The organism is Mycolicibacterium komossense (genome assembly GCF_025822605.1).
Classification (GTDB): Bacteria; Actinomycetota; Actinomycetes; order Mycobacteriales; family Mycobacteriaceae; genus Mycobacterium; species Mycobacterium komossense.
Genome location: NZ_JACKTY010000049.1, coordinates 12827 through 30570 on the forward strand (window position 1 = coordinate 12827; position 17744 = coordinate 30570).

17 protein-coding genes and 1 pseudogene are annotated in these 17744 nt (G+C 64.4%); 14 read left to right on the plus strand and 4 right to left on the minus strand.

The features are described 5' to 3' along the window. Window positions 1-39 precede the first annotated feature (39 nt). From H7J73_RS29185 to H7J73_RS29230, 10 genes and pseudogenes are all read left to right on the plus strand, one after another. Window positions 40-1524 (plus strand): APC family permease, encoded by a 1485-nt coding sequence (locus H7J73_RS29185; RefSeq protein WP_264071312.1) that lies wholly within the window; start codon window positions 40-42, stop codon window positions 1522-1524. Further along, window positions 1521-2678 (plus strand): M24 family metallopeptidase, encoded by a 1158-nt coding sequence (locus H7J73_RS29190; protein ID WP_264071313.1) that lies wholly within the window; start codon window positions 1521-1523, stop codon window positions 2676-2678. The genes H7J73_RS29185 and H7J73_RS29190 overlap by 4 nt, the downstream gene beginning before the upstream one ends. Before the next feature lie 123 nt (window positions 2679-2801). Beyond that, a pseudogene (locus tag H7J73_RS29195) lies at window positions 2802-3299 on the plus strand (DDE-type integrase/transposase/recombinase); the annotation flags it as partial. 397 nt (window positions 3300-3696) lie between these two features. Continuing rightward, window positions 3697-4326: a TetR/AcrR family transcriptional regulator gene (locus H7J73_RS29200; protein WP_264071314.1), complete on the plus strand. Its 630-nt coding sequence runs from the start codon at window positions 3697-3699 to the stop codon at window positions 4324-4326. After that, window positions 4323-5573, plus strand: a complete 1251-nt coding sequence (locus H7J73_RS29205; protein ID WP_264071315.1) for a glycosyltransferase — start codon at window positions 4323-4325, stop codon at window positions 5571-5573. The genes H7J73_RS29200 and H7J73_RS29205 overlap by 4 nt, the downstream gene beginning before the upstream one ends. 9 nt (window positions 5574-5582) lie before the next feature. Continuing rightward, on the plus strand, window positions 5583-5849 hold the full coding sequence (locus H7J73_RS29210) for a F0F1 ATP synthase subunit C (RefSeq protein WP_264071316.1): 267 nt from the start codon (window positions 5583-5585) through the stop codon (window positions 5847-5849). A 431-nt stretch (window positions 5850-6280) separates the two neighbouring features. After that, the gene (gene dnaK / locus H7J73_RS29215) at window positions 6281-8155 is read left to right on the plus strand and encodes a molecular chaperone DnaK (RefSeq protein WP_264071317.1); all 1875 of its coding nucleotides are present in this window, start codon (window positions 6281-6283) and stop codon (window positions 8153-8155) included. After that, window positions 8152-8757 (plus strand): nucleotide exchange factor GrpE, encoded by a 606-nt coding sequence (gene grpE, locus H7J73_RS29220; protein WP_264071318.1) that lies wholly within the window; start codon window positions 8152-8154, stop codon window positions 8755-8757. The genes dnaK and grpE overlap by 4 nt, the downstream gene beginning before the upstream one ends. Before the next feature lie 34 nt (window positions 8758-8791). Then, on the plus strand, window positions 8792-9979 hold the full coding sequence (gene dnaJ, locus H7J73_RS29225; RefSeq protein ID WP_264071319.1) for a molecular chaperone DnaJ: 1188 nt from the start codon (window positions 8792-8794) through the stop codon (window positions 9977-9979). Continuing rightward, window positions 9976-10365: a heat shock protein transcriptional repressor HspR gene (locus H7J73_RS29230; protein ID WP_264071320.1), complete on the plus strand. Its 390-nt coding sequence runs from the start codon at window positions 9976-9978 to the stop codon at window positions 10363-10365. Before dnaJ ends, H7J73_RS29230 begins: the two co-directional genes overlap by 4 nt. A gap of 57 nt (window positions 10366-10422) precedes the next feature. On the opposite strand, the gene H7J73_RS29235 is transcribed toward H7J73_RS29230, so the two are convergent. The 4 genes from H7J73_RS29235 to H7J73_RS29250 form a co-directional block, all read right to left on the minus strand. Then, window positions 10423-11325 carry an aldose 1-epimerase gene (locus H7J73_RS29235; protein WP_264071321.1) on the minus strand — a complete coding sequence of 301 codons (903 nt, stop codon included), beginning with the start codon at window positions 11323-11325 and terminating at the stop codon, window positions 10423-10425. A gap of 17 nt (window positions 11326-11342) precedes the next feature. After that, window positions 11343-12509: an FAD-binding oxidoreductase gene (locus tag H7J73_RS29240; protein ID WP_264071322.1), complete on the minus strand. Its 1167-nt coding sequence runs from the start codon at window positions 12507-12509 to the stop codon at window positions 11343-11345. A gap of 14 nt (window positions 12510-12523) precedes the next feature. After that, window positions 12524-13195 carry a GAP family protein gene (locus tag H7J73_RS29245; RefSeq protein ID WP_264071323.1) on the minus strand — a complete coding sequence of 224 codons (672 nt, stop codon included), beginning with the start codon at window positions 13193-13195 and terminating at the stop codon, window positions 12524-12526. 338 nt (window positions 13196-13533) lie between these two features. Beyond that, window positions 13534-14508 carry an antibiotic biosynthesis monooxygenase gene (locus H7J73_RS29250; protein ID WP_264071324.1) on the minus strand — a complete coding sequence of 325 codons (975 nt, stop codon included), beginning with the start codon at window positions 14506-14508 and terminating at the stop codon, window positions 13534-13536. On the opposite strand from H7J73_RS29250, the gene H7J73_RS29255 reads away from it, so the two are divergent. The 4 genes from H7J73_RS29255 (at window position 14507) to H7J73_RS29270 (ending at window position 17743) form a co-directional block, all read left to right on the plus strand. Further along, window positions 14507-14833, plus strand: a complete 327-nt coding sequence (locus tag H7J73_RS29255) for a hypothetical protein (protein WP_264071325.1) — start codon at window positions 14507-14509, stop codon at window positions 14831-14833. The two genes, H7J73_RS29250 and H7J73_RS29255, sit on opposite strands and share 2 nt — an antisense overlap. After that, the gene (locus tag H7J73_RS29260; protein WP_264071326.1) at window positions 14830-16233 is read left to right on the plus strand and encodes an amidohydrolase family protein; all 1404 of its coding nucleotides are present in this window, start codon (window positions 14830-14832) and stop codon (window positions 16231-16233) included. Before H7J73_RS29255 ends, H7J73_RS29260 begins: the two co-directional genes overlap by 4 nt. Before the next feature lie 2 nt (window positions 16234-16235). Further along, window positions 16236-17213 carry an antibiotic biosynthesis monooxygenase gene (locus tag H7J73_RS29265; protein ID WP_264071327.1) on the plus strand — a complete coding sequence of 326 codons (978 nt, stop codon included), beginning with the start codon at window positions 16236-16238 and terminating at the stop codon, window positions 17211-17213. Between the two features lie 83 nt (window positions 17214-17296). Continuing rightward, the gene (locus H7J73_RS29270; RefSeq protein WP_264071328.1) at window positions 17297-17743 is read left to right on the plus strand and encodes an SRPBCC family protein; all 447 of its coding nucleotides are present in this window, start codon (window positions 17297-17299) and stop codon (window positions 17741-17743) included. Window position 17744 lies beyond the last annotated feature (1 nt).

A 17744-nucleotide genomic window follows, 5' to 3' on the forward strand; every position in this document is an offset into this window, starting at 1 on the left:
CACCAAACCCGCCCCGTCCCCAACCCCTGGAGCCTTCCCATGAATTCACCTGCACCGCGGTTGCGCCGCGAATTCAGCTTGTTCTCCACCTTCTCTCTGGCGTTCGCCTATATGTCGCCAATCGTCGCGGTTTACGGCGTGTTCGCTCTCGCGATGGTGCTGGTAGGACCCAGTTTCTTGTTGGCGCTTCCCGTCGCCCTACTGGGTCAATACCTCGTCTCCCTCGCCCTCGGCGAGGTCGCGTCGAAATACCCGTACGAGGGCAGCCTGTATCAGTGGGCAGGCCGGTTGCTCGGCCCGACATACGGATGGATGACCGGCTGGGTCTACATGTGGACCGTGTTGATCGCCATGGCCACCGTCGCCGTGGGAGGTGCTGGCTACTGGGGATCGGCGTTCGGCATCGACATGTCGAGCCCGGCCAGCCGCATCACCGGCGCGCTCATCATCGTCACGCTTTGCACTGTCGCAAACATGCTCGGCCGCAAGCCACTGCGGATCATGATCGTCGTGAGCATCGTCGCCGAGGTGATCGGATCGATCGGACTCGCTCTGGTTCTGTTGATCTTCTTCCACGTCAACCCTATCTCGGTGATCTTCACCTCAGGTTGGGGGACAGGTGGATTCGCGCTCGCGCTCGCTCTCGCCGGCTGGTCCTTCCTCGGCTTCGAAAGCGCCGGGGCCGTGGCCGAAGAAGTGCAGGACCCGCGACGAAACGTTCCCAAGGCGCTGCGTTACTCGCTCCTCGGCATTGGCGCGATCGTGCTCCTCTCCAGCCTCGCGTTGGTCAGCGCTATCCCCGATTTGGGCGCCGTAAGCTCCGGTGCTGTCGCCGACCCGATCGACGAGACTTTCCGCGCTCACCTTGGACCGGTGGTCACCGCGTTTGCGAATGCGATCTTCGCGCTCGGTTTCACCGCGTGCTGCCTGGGTCTTCAGACGGGCATCTCCCGTGTCCTCTACGCATTCGCGCGCGACCGAGCGTTGCCAGCTTCGCGATGGCTCGGCACCCTGTCCACGCGACAGGGCGTACCCGTGAACGCAATCCTGGTCACCATCGTGCCTGTGGCGATCCTCTTCTTTGTCAGCGGTTCGAACGTCTACAACGTCCTCGTGAGTTACACCATCGGCGGCTGGTACCTGACCTTCCTTATGGTTTTGGTGGCCGCGTTCATCGTTCGGGTGAAACGGCGGTGGCGGCCATCGCTGTTCTCGCTGCGTTCATGGTCGACGCCAATCCTGGTCCTCGCGCTGGCATGGGTCGCGTTTGAGACGGTGAACATCGCGTGGCCCCGCGAGGCGGTCTCGGGCCCCGACGTGGTGCTGCAGTGGGCGGTCGTCATCGTGCTCGCCGCGATCCTGGTCCTCGGGGGCATAGTGCTCTCAATCGTGCGACGACGCATGGAATTCGGCTTGCACGACGCCGATATCGCCGACGAGGACGACGCCGGCCCGCGCTCGTCACAGTCGGGCTCCACCGAGACAAACTCAGGCTCTACCAACACGGAAAGTGCAAAACAGTGACAGTTTTCGAATGGCCGAACATCGACGAAGCGGGGCTGAGCCGCCAACGGTGGCAGCGGGTGCAGACCATGATGGGAGAGCTGATGCTGGACCACCTGGTGCTGGCCGGCCCGGACACTATCCGCTACGCGACCGGCGCGCGCACCTATATCGCCCCTGAAAGCAGCGGATGGTTCGCGCTCGTCATCGACCGTGAGGGTCAGTCAGATCTCTTCGTGCCGTACACAGATGAAGAAGTGCCGCAACCTTTTCCAGGCCTGTCAGTCCGGACGCTGCAAGCGGCGCCGGCGTGGGCGCCGGCTGGTCTACACCCTCAAGCGTGGGCTCGCCGCATCAGTCGGCTACTTACCCTGGGAGGTGCGCGCAGAGTCGGTCTCGAAGGTCTCAGTGGCAACGTCGTTACAGCGCTCGCTGAACTCGCTCCCAATATTGGTTGGCAGCCGGTGGAGCGTGAGCTGTACACGATTCGCCGGGAGAAGCTTCCAGCCGAGATCCGGCTACTCGAGGCGGTGAACGAAGTCAACTCGCGCGCTGTGGAAGCGGCCCTGCAGGCCGGCCAACAAGGAGTACGAGACTACGACTTCCTCGCCGCGGCAGCCGCGTCCCAGCTTCAGGCCGGTGTCGAGGGGTACTCGCATGGCGTGTGCAACGTTCGAAAACTCAGCGGCGACTGGTATCCCGACGGGACGCTGCTACGGCCAGGCGACGCGTTCATGTTCGATATCGGCTGCTACGGCGTTGGCGGCTACGCTTCCGACCTGGCGCGTGTTGGGTTCGTCGGAGAACCTTCCAAAGATGTTCAAAAGGCGTACCGGTGTCTTCTCAATGCGCTCGAACTCGGCGAACAACTAGCGCGCCCAGGCGTGCGAGCATCCAGGCTTCACGTTGAGATCAACAACAACCTGACAAGATACGGATACCCTCCGACGCCGTACTCCATGGGCCATGGGATTGGTCTGCGACTGGCCGAACCGCCTACCATCTATTTGCCCGACTTCCTCGACGAGGACGCGACCCTCCGCATCGGAGATGTCATCGCACTCGAACCAGAGACAACAGTGCAGATTGGTGACCGCAGGGTTGTCCTCAAAATCGAGGACAACTACGTCGTAGAGAAGGATGGATTGCGCAGGCTTTCAAACGCGCCGCGCTAGTCGTCCGGGAGTGGATGCCTTGTTTGTCGAGTAGGCGACGGAATCAACGGGTAGCGGTCGGCCAGATGGTCGGCCGTTACCGTTGGTCGTCACCTGACGGGTTCGTGACCGTCGGATATGGCGGTCCTGCGACAAGTTGCGATGGCCCTTTTGGCCAGGGTGGATCAGAATTCCGGCCTGGTGATGCGCCGTGAGAAGCCCCGCCGGTATGCACACGCCGAGCCCGGCGATTTGGTGCATATCGACATCGAGAAGCTCGGGCGCATCCCCGACGGTGGTGGGCACCGCAAGGTTGGCCGTCAGGCCGGTCGGCGCAATGGGGTGCTCGTATCTGCATCACGCGGTCGATGATCACTCCCCGTTGGCGTACTCAGAGATTCTCGGCGACGAAACCAAAGAGAGCGCCGCGGCCTTCTGGTTGCGGGCGAATGCCTTCTTCACCTCACACTCGGTCACTGTCTCACGAGTGCTCACCGACAACGGATCATGTTACCGCTCACAGTTATTCGCTGAACTCTCGGCTCCGTCACGCACAAGCGGACCCGGCCATGCCGGCCACAGGCCATCGGGAAAGTCGAGCGATTTAACCGCACACTTGCCGCCGGGTGGGGGTATGGACGCAACACGGTCAATCGTCCTTGGTAGTTCTCGTCAGGGCCAGGATGGAACTCGTCGCCCTGAGTGGTGTGAACGTCCGTATCACCGGGGTCTCACCTGCTGTCTCCGGTACGAGAGTAGTTCGCTACCTGAACGAACTTGTAGGAAGTCGCTGATCTTGTCGGCATGCCGCTGCTCCGACCTGGGGATTGTCATTAACGTGGCGGTGGCCGATTTTCGCTAACGTGTCCGAATCCTCAGAAGTGCTGCCGGCGTGGAACGGCGGTGATCCGCGACGGGCATGTCACCGATGTGGAAACGCCGATCAGGGGTCACTGCCACGAGGTACTGCCCTTTGATCAGGTGATCTGAAATTAGATCACCTCTACTATTCCTGGTTCTGCCGATCTATGGTCGGCTCATGGGATCCAAGGACGAGCGGCCGGAGTCGTTCACCCGGACTGCGCGTAAGGCGCAGATCGTGGCTTGTGCGATCGAAGTGATTGCCGAGGTGGGCTACTCGCAGGCGTCGATCCGCAAGATTGCGGATCGTGTGGGTATCGCGATGAGTGCGGTGCTGTACCACTTCGGTAGCAAGGACAATCTCGTCGACGCGATCGTCGAGCACATGTACCGAACTATGCTTGCGCTGGTGGTCCCGGCGTTGGATGCCGAGAGCACCGCAACAGGCAAGCTCAACGCCTACATTCGCTCCTGCATGGGGTATTTCGGCACGCACCGAGCTGCGCTTCTGGCGCTGACCTCGACGGCGACGAACTTTCAGCCTGGCGACGGACGGCGCTTCGATGAGCTCGGACTTAGCCCGGAGGTCGCCGAGCAGCTGGCCGTGCTCGATCCCATGGCCATCTTGGCTGCCGGCCAGCGCAACGGCGAGTTCGGCGATTTTCCCCTTGAGTCGACGGCGATGGCGCTACGCGGAGCCGTCAACTCCGTGGTGGAGAAGATTCTGCGCGAACCTGGTTATGACGCAAGAGATTACGGCGAAGACCTGGTCGAGATCTTCGGGTGCGTCGTGAGCAGCGGGCAATGAGCACCGTGGCGATTGCCGCTGTCGGCAGCCGCGGTGACGTCGCCCCTCTTGCGGGGGTGGGGGTGGCCCTGCAGCAGGCCGGGCACCGGGTCGTCGTGGCCGCGTACACTCCGTTCGCCGGCCTGATCACGGAGTGCGGGTTGGAATTTCGTGAGCTGCCTGCTGACTTCACCCCAGGTAGCGATCACGCCGACGCGACTTCAAGAGAGACTCTCGCCGCGATCTTCATGCCTCGGGGAGTGCGCAAAACAGGTCAGTTAATTCTGGACGCGTTGAGCGATATACCCGCCGACGTCCTGCTTCTGTCGCCGATGTCGGAATTGGCTGGTCACCCGCTGGCCGAAGCCAAGGGAATCCCGTCGTTAGGCGTGCGACTGCAGCCTCTGTCGGCCACCGCCGCCTACCCGCCGACCGTGTTAGGCGCCTGGTCCATGGGTGCCGTGGGTAACCGGACGGCGGCCGATACCGCCGGGTGGGTCATCGACCGCTTCTACGGCGGGGTGGTCGCCGGGTTCCGTCGCGATCTCGGGCTGCCCAAGATCTCTGCGCGCGTGTTGCGACGTCGGCGCACTCAGGCGAACTGGCCTATTCTGCACGGTTATTCGAGCGCCGTGCTGCCGCGACCGGCCGATTGGCGGGCCGACCTGCAGGTCGTCGGGTACTGGTGGCCGCCGCCGACACCGGGATGGCAGCCACCGCAGGCGCTGACCGATTTCCTGGCCGCCGGCCCAGCCCCGGTGTTCATCGGCCTCGGCAGCACCGTGATCACCGCACCTCGTGCCGAACAGCTTGCCGTCATCATTGCTGGTGCGCTGGGGCAGGCGGGTATGCGCGGTGTCGTTCAAGCCGGGTGGGCTGGCCTCGAGGTATCCGGCGACGACATTCTCACGATCGGCGAAGCACCCCACCACTGGCTTTTCCCTCAAATGGCCACCGTCGCACACCACTGCGGCGCCGGGACCACCGCCGCGAGCCTGCGCGCCGGTGTCCCTACGGTCGCCCTGCCCGGGCCCGCCGGTGATCAACCCTTCTGGGCGCGGCGACTGCACGAACTTGGCGCCTGCGCCGCGACGATCCCGCAACGCGCACTGACCGCAGACAAGCTCTCCGACGCCATCCGCACGGCCGTCACTGACCGCCAAATCGTGGAGAAAGTAAAGCAACTCGCCGCGCAAATCACCGGCGAGGATGGTTCCGCACGCGTGGTCGCCACTGTCGAAAACCTGCTCCACCAATCCACTCACTAGGAGGACGCCATGGCCGCAGATCCCGAAATCGTCAGGGCGATCATCACTGCCGGAGGACTCCTTGGCGGTGGAGTCATGATGGCCGGCGGCGCGATCGGAGCCGGAATCGGTGACGGCATGGCCGGCGCGCAACTCGTCGCGGGCGTCGCCCGCCAGCCCGAAGCCCAATCCCGCATGTTCACGCCATTCTTGATCACCGTTGGTCTTGTCGAAGCCGCGTTCTTCATCAACGTCGCCTTCATGGCCCTCTTCGTATTCGCTACACCCGGTTTATAGGTGCCCCGGCGCTACGAGGGATGAACTCGGCTTCCGATGAAAGACGAGGGTGCACGACACAGTGACGGTGAGGTGGCGCCAGCCGACGGCGGCGGTATCGCGGCATCGAAGGTGGTGCCCCCAGCAGGCTCATACAGTTCGCCGAGAGAACCGGCATTTCGGCAGTGAACCGCCTACCGCTTCGGCTGCGGCCGCATGGACCAGTACGGCACGACCTCAATGACATGCAGCCACTTCATAGGCGCGGAGATTCTCCCCAGGGCGCTTGGACCAACCTCAGCGTGCGGGAACAAATTCGTAGAACCCCCCGTTGTGCCTTCTGAACCTGAGTGAATCAGACTCAAGTCTGGGTTGACAGCAAGACGTCGACGAGTGCAGACTTGAGCCCGGTCCACTCAGACCCCTATAAGGCTAATCAGGAGGCAGTAACTATGGCTCGTGCGGTCGGTATCGACCTCGGGACCACCAACTCCGTCGTCGCAGTGCTCGAAGGCGGAGACCCCGTCGTCGTCGCAAACTCTGAGGGCTCCCGCACCACCCCGTCGGTCGTCGCGTTCGCGCGCAACGGCGAGGTGCTGGTCGGACAGCCCGCCAAGAACCAGGCAGTGACCAACGTCGACCGGACCATCCGTTCGGTGAAACGTCACATGGGCTCCGACTGGTCGGTGGAGATCGACGGAAAGAACTACACCCCACAAGAGATCAGCGCGCGTGTGCTGCAGAAGCTCAAGCGGGACGCCGAGGCTTACCTCGGTGAGGACATCACCGACGCGGTGATCACCGTTCCTGCGTACTTCAACGACGCGCAGCGTCAGGCCACCAAGGAAGCCGGCCAGATCGCCGGCCTCAACGTGCTTCGCATCGTCAACGAGCCCACTGCGGCCGCGTTGGCCTACGGCCTGGACAAGGGCGAGAAGGAACAGACCATTCTGGTCTTCGACCTCGGTGGCGGCACGTTCGACGTTTCGCTGCTTGAGATCGGCGACGGTGTCGTCGAGGTCCGCGCGACCTCCGGTGATAACCACCTCGGTGGCGACGACTGGGACGAGCGCGTCGTGACGTGGCTCGTCGACAAGTTCAAGTCCAGTGCGGGCATCGACCTGACCAAGGACAAGATGGCGATGCAGCGGCTGCGTGAAGCGGCCGAGAAGGCGAAGATCGAACTCAGCTCGAGCCAGAGCACCTCGATCAACCTGCCCTACATCACCGTCGACGCCGACAAGAACCCGCTGTTCCTCGACGAGCAGCTGACCCGGTCGGAGTTCCAGCGCATCACGCAGGACCTGCTGGACCGCACCCGCAACCCGTTCCAGTCCGTGATCAAGGATGCCGGTATCCCGGTCTCCGATATCGATCACGTCGTGCTGGTCGGCGGCTCCACCCGGATGCCCGCGGTCTCCGAGCTGGTCAAGGAAATGACCGGTGGCCAGGAGCCCAACAAGGGCGTCAACCCCGACGAGGTCGTCGCGGTCGGCGCTGCCCTGCAGGCCGGTGTGCTCAAGGGTGAGGTGAAAGACGTTCTGCTGCTTGACGTCACACCGCTGAGTCTCGGTATCGAGACCAAGGGTGGCGTGATGACCAAGCTCATCGAACGCAACACCACCATCCCGACGAAGCGCTCCGAGACCTTCACGACGGCCGATGACAATCAGCCCTCGGTGCAGATCCAGGTCTATCAGGGCGAGCGCGAGATCGCGGCGCACAACAAGCTGCTCGGCTCCTTCGAGCTGACCGGCCTGCCGCCGGCTCCGCGCGGCGTGCCTCAGGTCGAGGTCACCTTCGACATCGACGCCAACGGCATCGTGCACGTCACGGCCAAGGACAAGGGCACCGGCAAGGAGAACACGATCAAGATCCAGGAAGGCTCCGGCCTTTCCAAGGAGGAGATCGACCGGATGATCAAGGACGCCGAAGCGCATGCCGAGGAGGACCGTCAGCGTCGCGAAGAGGCTGACGTTCGCAACCAGGCCGAATCGCTGGTCTACCAGACGGAGAAGTTCGTCAAAGAGCAGCGTGAACCAAAAGAGGGGGCGGGTGGTCCTGCCGTATCCGAGGACACGCTGACCAAGGTCGACGGTGCCATCTCCGAAGCCAAGACGGCGCTCGCCGGCAGCGACATCTCCGCCATCAAGACGGCGATGGAGAAGCTCGGTCAGGAGTCTCAGGCTCTCGGCCAGGCGATCTACGAGGCCACCCAGGCTGAGCAGGCTGCCAGTGGTTTCGACGGCGGAAGCTCGTCATCGTCCAACGACGATGTCGTGGACGCCGAAGTCGTCGACGACGAGGATGACCAGGAGAAGAAGTGAGCGATCCGCACGAGCCGGTGACAGTCACCGACAAACGGCGCATCGATCCACAGACGGGCGAAGTTCGTGAGACGCCCTCCGGCCCGGCCCCCAGTGGGCCGGTGCCGGAGGGGGCTCCGGCTCCGGCTGTCGACGATGAGGCCGCCGAGCTGAAGGCAACCCTGCAACGGGTCAAGGCCGAGTACGACAATTACCGCAAGCGTTCGGTGCGTCAGGAGCAAGCTGCTGCCGACCGGGCCAAGATTGCGGTGGTCTCCCAATTCCTGGGCGTACTGGACGATCTGGACCGCGCGCGCACGCACGGCGATCTGGAGGCCGGCCCACTCCGCAGCGTCTCCGACAAGTTGGACACCGCACTGAGCGGTCTCGGTCTGACATCGTTCGGCGCGGAGGGCGACCCCTTCGATCCGGCACTGCATGAAGCTGTGCAGCACGAAGGCGACGGGTCGAACCCGGTGATCGGGACTGTGATGCGACAGGGTTACAAGCTCGGAGATCATCTGCTGCGCCACGCGATGGTGGGTGTCGTCGACGCCGTCGAGGTAACTGACACGGCTCCGAACGACAGCACCAATGCGCCGCAGGCCCCAGAATCAAGTTAATTACGTCAGTGAACAGGTAAGGAGGTGACGCTGCATGGCCCAACGAGAATGGGTGGAAAAGGACTTCTACAAGGAGCTCGGCGTCCCGTCTGATGCCGGCACCGACGAGATCAAGAAGGCCTACCGCAAGCTGGCCTCTGAGCTGCATCCTGATAAAAACCCGGACAACCCGACCGCAGAAGAACGCTTCAAGCGCGTCTCCGAGGCGCACAGCGTGCTGTCCGACGAAGCCAAGCGCAAGGAGTACGACGAAACCCGTCGACTCTTCGCAGGCGGCGGCTTCAGTCGACGGGCAGGTGCAAACCCAGGCGGTAACTTCGGTGGTTTCGGCGCCGGCACTGACGGCGCCGAGTTCAACCTGAACGATCTCTTCGACGCGGCCGGCCAGACCGGCGGCAACAATATCGGTGACCTGTTCGGTGGTCTGTTCGGTCGCGGCGCCCAGCCGCGGCCGAGTCGGCCCCGTCGGGGTAACGATCTGGAGACCGAGACCGAACTCGACTTCCTGGAAGCCACCAAGGGGGTGGCGATGCCGCTCCGGCTCACCAGCCCCGCCCCGTGCACCAACTGCCATGGCAGTGGCGCCCGGCCAGGAACCAGCCCGAAGGTCTGCCCGAACTGCAACGGTGCCGGTGTCGTCAATCGGAATCAGGGCGCATTCGGATTCTCCGAGCCCTGCACCGAATGTCGCGGCAGCGGCTCGATCATCGAGCACCCGTGTGACGAGTGCAAAGGCACTGGCGTCACGACGCGGTCGCGCACCATCAACGTGCGCATCCCACCGGGTGTGGAGGACGGGCAGCGGATCCGGCTCGCCGGGCAAGGCGAAGCCGGTCTCCGTGGCGCACCATCTGGTGACCTCTACGTCACCGTGCACGTCCGGCCCGACAAGGTGTTCGGTCGTGACGGGGACGATCTGACGGTCACCGTGCCGGTGAGTTTCCACGAACTGGCATTGGGCACAACGCTTTCCGTCCCAACCCTGGAAGGGAAGGTCGGTGTGCGGGTGCCCAAGGGCACCGCGGACGGCCGGATCCTGCGGGTTCGCGGCAGGGGAGTGCCCAAGCGCAGCGGCGGACACGGCGACCTGCTGGTCACCGTGAAGGTCGCGGTACCGCCGAGCCTGGAGGGCCCGGCACTGGAAGCGCTCGAGGCCTATCAGGCCGCCGAGCGGGCCAGCGGGTTCGATCCGCGGGCAGGATGGGCCGGGAATCGGCTATGAGCTCCTCAAGCGAGGCTCGTGACGACGCTCGGACCTTCCTGATCTCGGTGGCCGCCGAGCTGGCCGGCATGCATGCGCAGACGCTGCGCCAGTATGACCGGCTCGGCTTGGTGAGCCCGCGGCGCAGCTCCGGCGGCGGGCGGCGGTACTCCCAGCGTGACGTGGAACTGCTGCGTGAGGTTCAGCGTCTCTCGCAGGATGAAGGCGTCAATCTGGCTGGTATCAAACGGGTTATCGAACTGACCAACCAGGTCGAGGCACTCAAGGCCCGGCTCATGGAGATGGCCGACGAGGTCGAGGAACTGCGGGCAAGCCAGCGTCGCGATGTCACTCCGCCGGCGAAGAGCACAGCCCTGGTGGTCTGGCAGCCCCGCAGTCGACGATAACCCTCGGAGCTTGCGGAGAGCGTTTGAGGAGCGCGGCATCAACCTGAGCTCCAGGCGCTAGCCGACCCTGATCGAGAACGTGGCGGTTTCCGGTTTCCCCGGTGCCGCCACGCGGTAGGCGCCCCGGCGCAAAGCGTCGGTGGGCGCCGCCATCGGTTCAAGGCCGATGAGATCGTCACCACCAGGGGCGAAAATCTGCGCTGCGGGATAACCGTTGGCGAAAGTCACCGCGACGCGTCGGCCACCGGCGGAGATCGCGAACACCGCACCGTCGGGTACCTGGTCGAAACCGTCGTCGAGTTCGGTTTCCGCCAATATCTGGGCGCCGCCGGCCCATTCGGCGGTGGCGCCGGTCGGCAGCCCGAACTCGTCCACCGGCAGGTGCCGCATCGCCGGCGATTCCAGCTGCCACTCCTGGCGGGGTACGCCGGGTAGTTGCACATACGGGTGGAAGCCGAAACACAGCGGAACCGCGGCCGCAGTCGTCGGCCGCACGGTGGTCTCGACGGTCAGCGTGCGATCAGCCAATGAGGCGGTCAGCACCAGAACGTGCGGAAAGGGGAACGCGGCCAGCAGTTGTGGCGTGCCCCCGAAGTCCAGGGCGGCGGTCACCTGGTTGCCGGATTGCGCGGTGACCACCCAGCCCGGATATGCGGCCAGCACACCGTGCATCGGTGCGCCGTGTCCGTCGGTGCGCACCCCGCCCGCCCCTGCGGTCAAGGTGACAACTGCGCCGTCGACGTCATAGTTGTTGGCGCTCAAACGATTTGCCCATGGATAGAGAATCGGTATGCCCATGGTCTTGCCGTTGCTGACGTAGGCGTCCAGACCGCGCCGCTGCCCGAGGTACTCGACACCGTCCTCCGCCAGCGAGGTGCAGATCATTCCCGCGCCCGGTACGTAGGTGGCCGTCATCGACGACGACGGATCCTGCAGTGTGACGGTCGGGTACGCCGACATGTCAGGTCCTTCCATCGCTAGAGCTCGAGTGGATCATGCTGAATACGCTGTACCGGTGCACCTTTGGAGATCAAGGCGGCGCGGACGGCCCGAACCATCGGGGGCCCGCCGGAGACCAGGATCTGTCGATCACCCCAGCTGCCGTACCGGGTGATGATCTCCGGCAGCAACCCCTTCTGCCGGACGTGCAGCCCGCGCGGTGGCTGCACGTCGGGATAGTCGGCGGCCCACGGCGGATCCGAGGAGTATTCCGACACCGGTGTCACGGACAACCAGGGATTGGTCGATGCGAGGTCCCACAGCGTCCGCAGATCGTAGAGCTCGCACGGGTAGCGGGCACCGTAGAACAGGTGTACCCGCGGGTTCACGCCGAACCGCGTCATATCCATGATGATGCTGCGTAGCGGGGCCAGGCCGGTGCTGCCCGCCACCATGAGTACGTCTTCTCCGTCGCGGTCGACCTCCAGCCCACCGTGCGCGCCGGACATCCGCCAGCGGTCACCCGGCCGGGTCTCGCTGACGATGGCGTTGCTGACCATACCGCCGTACACCGCACGGACGTGGAACTCGATGGCGCCATCGGCTTGCGTTGGGATGGCCGGACTCATATACCGCCACCGGCGCGGAACCTGAGGCACTTCGACGTTGACGTACTGACCCGGGTGATAGGGCAGCGGCTGATCGAGATACAACCGGATGACGGCGAGATCCCTGGACACCCGCTGATGCTCGACGACGGTGCCTTCCCACCAGCCCGGGCCGTCCTCGGCGTCCGCGGCGCCACTCATCACGCCGGTCACCAGGTTGATCAGCTGGTGCGCGGCTTCGTCGACGGCGTCGGTCCACTGGTCGTCCAGGTTTGCTGTCAACGTCGCGTACAGTGCCTGCGCCAGGCTTTCGTAATGGCTGTGGGTAACACCGTATTTGCGGTGGTCGCGACCTAGCTGAGCCAGGAAGGCGATCGGTTCCTCGGCGCGTTGGGCGATGAACTCGCCCAACGCCCAGTCCAGCGCGCGGGCGAACATCGCCCGCTGCTCAGCCATATCGGGCGGGAACATGTCGCGCACGGAACCGTCGATGGCGAACCAACAGGTGTAGAACTTGCTGATCATCGCGTCGGACTGGCCCAGCGGGCTGATGGCGTCGCGTAAAAAGGTCAGCGCTTCGCTGTCTTCCAATCCCACGAGGTTATGTTAGGTCACAGGCCATGGATGCCCTTGTAGAGCACCAGTAATCCGATCACGATCAGGATCGCCGCCACCAGCGCGGCGTTGTGGTCTTCCATCCATGTCTTGACCTTCGCCAGCGTGGGGTCCAGCCGGTCCCCGGAGATGGCGTACGCCAGGATTGGCAGCGCCACGGTCGACGCCGCGATCAGGACGTAGAGGGCCTCCGCCAGCCACGTGCCCGGTCCCTGCACGCCCGAGGTTCCGATCGCCAATCCCGCTGCGGCGCAGATGAACAGCACCTTGGGATTGACCACGGTGAGCAACGCGCCGATCAGTAGCGCCTTCGCCGGACCCGCCGTGGTGATGTGCCGAGTGCCCGGGATCTGGTGCGGTTTGCTGTTGCGGGTCAGCCAGCGGAAGGCGCCGAAGGCGAGCAACGCCGCACCGATCACGATCCGGAGCCACGACGCCCAGCTGGGCGGCTTGCCGCCCATACCGCCGAGTGCACCCGAAATGGCGATGAAGATCGCCGTCAGGCCGGCCAGCCCCACTATCCAGCCGGCCAGGTACGCCAGACCGGTCGGCCGTGGACGTTCCGTATGCAGGATCAGAACGGCCGGGATGATCGACAGCGGAGACAGCGCGACGACGAGGGCGAGGGGGATGAGCTCGGTCAGTTCCGAGCCCCAGCCTGCTGACACTTGAGCAACGTAGCCGTTCCGGGCCGGGATTGCGAAGGTATCGACACGGATGGACCGCATCCAGGTCCGCTGACTGTTTGCTGCAGGTGTCCGCCCCGCCCTCGGCGGGGACATACGCGGTGCCCGCAGGTGAGGCGTGGGTGGGCAATCACGGTGCGCAGCTCCGCGGTCGCCGCAGCGTGGAAGTCATCGTCGGGCCCGGCGGGAAGCCACAACCGGTCGAGGAGCCGGGCGGCTGCCTTCAGGCTTCGGCCGCTACATCGCCAAGAGCATCGACAACCATATTCTCTTGCACGACATGGTAATTCAACGGCTCGGCAGGCTGGCGGGCGAGTGCGTCAGCCGCCGATATGCCAGAACACCTTGGTGGCCAGATAGAACACCACCACCCAGAACGCCATCACTGCCACCACGATGCCCAGCCCGCGCCAGTTCGTCTTGGCCGCAGGGGCATTCGGCGGCGGTCGCAACCAGTGCTTGAGCAGCGGATTGACGTAGTAGGGCATCGTCACGAAGCTCATCACGAAGCTGGACATCAGGTTGCCGACGAGCATGCCGAGCCAGATCGGCAGCTTCAACGGCCAGAGCAACAACGTCAGCAGGACGACGGTGGGATAAAGGCCCACCCAGACCGCGATCGAGGTCTTGGTATCCGACGGCGGCGGAGCGCCGGAACCCTTCTCGTCGAACGCGAACCAGCTGCCAAAGGAGTTGTCGATCGTCCTGGAATGGAATTCGGAGAACTTCTCGCCCTCGGCCAGCAGGCGCTTGCGCTCCGAGGACACCAGCCACCGGTCCAGGTCGTCGGCGGTCTCGTAGCGGTACAGCGCGGTCCACTCGTCCTGCACGCCCTCGACCGGGCGGAACAGTTCACTTCCGCGGAAGCCCTCGAACGAGCTCTCCGCGGCGTTCAGACGGTCCTGCCATGCCAGGAAGTCCTGGACGTTCTCCTTGCTGACGCGATGGGTGACGACAACGGTGACCAGCGGATCCGTCGCGCGCGCGCCACCGCCGACCACCTGCTGGGTACCCGGACCCACCACGAACGGCTTGCCCTTCTCCAGCCACGTCTGGCGGGTCGAGCTGTTGATCCACGCCTGCACGTGCGCGACCGAGTCGAATCGGTAGATCACGATCCAGTCGGGCTGGAGGGCAGTCGGCGGGTTGATCTCGGCGCCGATGAAGCCCGGGTATTTGGCGGCCTCGCTGTTCATATCCCGTTGCCAGGACTCGAATTCCCGCTCGGACCCGCCACGGACTCGTTGACCGATGATGACGGTTGCGGCGTTGTCCGTCGGCATTCTGTCGTCCATGGATCTTTCCGTGTGTGTTGAGGCGGCCATAGATCCGCTCCGGTGTCAACGGCAGTTCGCGGTAGCGTACGCCCGTCGCATCGTGTGCCGCGGCGGCCAGGGCCGGGCCGGCCGATGCTACGGTTTGCCGACTTTTCCCGATGCTGCCCTGTTCGATGCGCCCACGGCGAATCCGGTGAGTATTGTCGAACCGTCCTTCGCTGGTCGGCGGACACAGTTCTGCCTGTTTGACGCACTGTTTTACCGCCTCGCAGGTGAGGATGCAGGCATCGTCCGATCGAAGTGTCAGTTTCGGGTCTTTTCTAGCGCGCAGGAGTTGCTGTGAGTCAGGTTCACCTCGGGCACGTGTTCCACATTGCGGGTAGCCCTTTGATCACTGAGGCGGATGCCGCACTGGTGTCGATTGCCGACGGTGCGTTGGTGATTGACGACGCCGGGGTCATCGCCTTCTGTGGCGAGCGGACGGCACTGCCCGCCGAGTACGAGTCGGCGACGGTACTCGATCACCGCCCAGGGTTCTTGCTGCCCGGTTTCGTCGACACCCACATCCACTTCCCGCAGACCTATGCAGGCGACTCCTACGGTGGCGGTCAACTGCTGGAGTGGCTCAACCTGTGCATCTTCCCGTCCGAGTCGAAATTCGCCGACCCGGACTTCGCGCAACAGGCTGCAGTCGAGTTCACCCGGCGGCGGATCGCCGCGGGCACCACTGCCGCCATGGTGTTCGGATCCGCATTCCCCCACGCGCAGGACGCGCTGTTCACCGAGACACAGAAGGCCGGACTGCGCGTCGTCAGTGGTCGGGGTATCCAGACCGCCGGCGGCGAGACCGCGCAGCCGCTGATGACGTCCGAGGAGGACGCCATCCGGCTGACCCGCGACGAGATCGACAAATGGCACGGCGCGGACACCGGAAACCCCGACACCGCTCTGCTGCACGTCGCGATCGTGCCGCGGTTCTCGCTGTCGGTCACCACTGAGACGCTGAAAAACCTTGGCGAACTGTATGACTCGGTCCGCGACCGCGGTGTGTACGTGCACAGCCACCTCAACGAGAACAACCGGCCCGGCACCGGTGAGGTCGACTCGACCAAGCAGGCCTATCAGGTTAACTCGTATCTGGACACCTACGACGGCAAGTTCCTGCCCGGATCGCAGGTCGGCGGCAAGAGCTTACTGGGCCGCAAGACCATCTTGGCCCATTGCGTGCACTGCCAGGACGTCGAGCTGGAACGGATGGCCGAGACCGGCACCTCCATCTCGCATTGCCCCATCTCCCAGCTGTTCCTCGGCTCGGGAACGATGCCATGGAAGCGGACCGTCGCCTCGGGGGTGAATATCTCGGCGGGAACGGACTTCGGCGGTGGCGACGAATGGCTGATCCCACGCGTGCTCGGCGATGCGTTCAAGCAACACATCACGGAGGACGGCGCGGCTGGGGTTTCCTTGCATCCCGCCGAAATGCTCTTCATCGGAACCCTGGCTGGCGCCCGCGCACTGGATATGGAAAACCGCTTCGGTAACTTCGATATCGGCAAGGAAGCCGATTTCGTGGTGATCGACCCGGCCGGGACCCCCGCGCTCGACGGCCGACTCGCGAACGCGGTCCGGGCCGCTGATCCCGAACTGGCCAGGGACCAAACGCTGTTCGGGCTATTGATGGGGATTCGGGAGAGTTCGATCGCGCAGGTTTACGTGCAGGGCCGCCTGGTGACGGCCGACTAGCGTTGGCCGTCAAGTCGCCACGCGAGGCGGCCGTAGCGACCGCGGTCACCATCTTCCACCCGGTCGGTGAGCCGGAAGCTTTCGACGTGTGGCTCAACGACCTGATCGACTCCGCCGAAGCCGCCGACGGTTTCTCCGGTGCAGCGCGCGGGGTGCACGACATTGCCCGTTTCGACTGGGCCGTCGCCGTTACGTTCGACACCGAAGACCAGGTGCATGCCTGGCTGGACAGCGTCGAGCGGGCTGGTGTGATGGCGCACGGCCGGAGCCGCGGATACTGGTGCAGCACCACCGATATCGTCGTAGTCGAGGCTCAGGCGGCCCCGCCCGGAATCGGCGCCTTCCGGCACAGCGTCGCGTCGGGTAAAGAGGCGGACTTCCTGACGACCCAGGTGGAACTGACCGCCGCCAGCGCCGGTTTTGCCGGCTTCGAAGGCACCTCGCTTTTCCCCCCTGCCGGTGGCGGCGAATGGCTTTCCCTGGTCAGGTTCCGCACTCAGGCGCAGCTGACTCGGTGGCTGCTGTCGCACGAGCGTGCTGAGGTCCTCGGGGAGTTGCGCTCAAGCCTGACAAAAGAATTCGCCCCGGTATCGTCCACGACGCCGTTCGCCACCACGGTGCGAACGACCGATACCGGCAAGACCGTCATGACACCGGACTGGAAGTCCGCGATGATGGTGCTGCTGGTGCTGTACCCGACGGTGATGATGCTGTCTCGGTTCTTCGGTCCGGTCCTCGACGGCGTTGGCGCGCAACCGTGGTTGGCCCTGTGGCTCAGTCAGGTGATCAGCGTCTCGCTGATGCAATGGTGGTTCATGCCGTCGATCTCCCGACCGTTCCGGCGGTGGCTCGACCCCATCGACGGGGCTGATCGCCGGATCAGCATGCGCGGGGCGCTGATCATCCTCGCGCTCTATGCGGTGACACTGGCGATCTTCGCCTCCGTGAAGTATCTGCAGTTCTGGGATTTCGCGAGGTGACAGCGACCCACGACTGTGTGGATGCGCCAGCCTGCTCTGTGCCGTCGCGGTTGTTCCGCCGGAAAGGCGGGTAGACGGGAAACGTGAGCGAGATCGCGACCGACCCGGCCATCATCGACGTGGAGCAGTTCTACGAGGTTGCGAAGGAGCGAGTCTGGCAGGCGTTGACGACGCCCGAGCTGATGGCCCGATGGTTGCTGGAACCGAAGGGTTTCCGGCCGGTGGTGGGCACCGACTTCGCCTTTACCGGTATCGACGCGCTGGCCGACCTGGGGTTCGAGGGCGCCTGTCGGGTGATCGCGGTACGGAGCAACGAACTCCTCTCCATCGGCTGGACCAACGCCGAGTCCGACCTGCCAGGCGGTTGGGTGGTGACCTGGCTACTGCACCCCGAAGGTCACGGCACCCGGGTCATCCTGCGGCATAAGGGTTTCGATCCCCACGACGAGGCGGAGCAGGAAGCCAGGAGGACTCTCGGCCGCGGCTGGGTCACGGTGGCGGCCCGGCTCGGTGAAGTACTCGGGCTCTGAG

Excerpts from the sequence above, each read along its gene's own strand:
- dnaK (WP_264071317.1), top strand. The coding sequence starts at position 6,281 with ATGGCTCGTGCGGTCGGTATCGACCTCGGGACCACCAACTCCGTCGTC.
- dnaJ (WP_264071319.1), top strand. The coding sequence starts at position 8,792 with ATGGCCCAACGAGAATGGGTGGAAAAGGACTTCTACAAGGAGCTCGGC.
- H7J73_RS29210 (WP_264071316.1), top strand. The coding sequence starts at position 5,583 with ATGGCCGCAGATCCCGAAATCGTCAGGGCGATCATCACTGCCGGAGGA.
- H7J73_RS29235 (WP_264071321.1), bottom strand. The coding sequence starts at position 11,325 with ATGTCGGCGTACCCGACCGTCACACTGCAGGATCCGTCGTCGTCGATG.
- H7J73_RS29185 (WP_264071312.1), top strand. The coding sequence starts at position 40 with ATGAATTCACCTGCACCGCGGTTGCGCCGCGAATTCAGCTTGTTCTCC.
- H7J73_RS29205 (WP_264071315.1), top strand. The coding sequence starts at position 4,323 with ATGAGCACCGTGGCGATTGCCGCTGTCGGCAGCCGCGGTGACGTCGCC.
- H7J73_RS29255 (WP_264071325.1), top strand. The coding sequence starts at position 14,507 with ATGGATCTTTCCGTGTGTGTTGAGGCGGCCATAGATCCGCTCCGGTGT.
- H7J73_RS29230 (WP_264071320.1), top strand. The coding sequence starts at position 9,976 with ATGAGCTCCTCAAGCGAGGCTCGTGACGACGCTCGGACCTTCCTGATC.
- H7J73_RS29250 (WP_264071324.1), bottom strand. The coding sequence starts at position 14,508 with ATGGACGACAGAATGCCGACGGACAACGCCGCAACCGTCATCATCGGT.
- H7J73_RS29200 (WP_264071314.1), top strand. The coding sequence starts at position 3,697 with ATGGGATCCAAGGACGAGCGGCCGGAGTCGTTCACCCGGACTGCGCGT.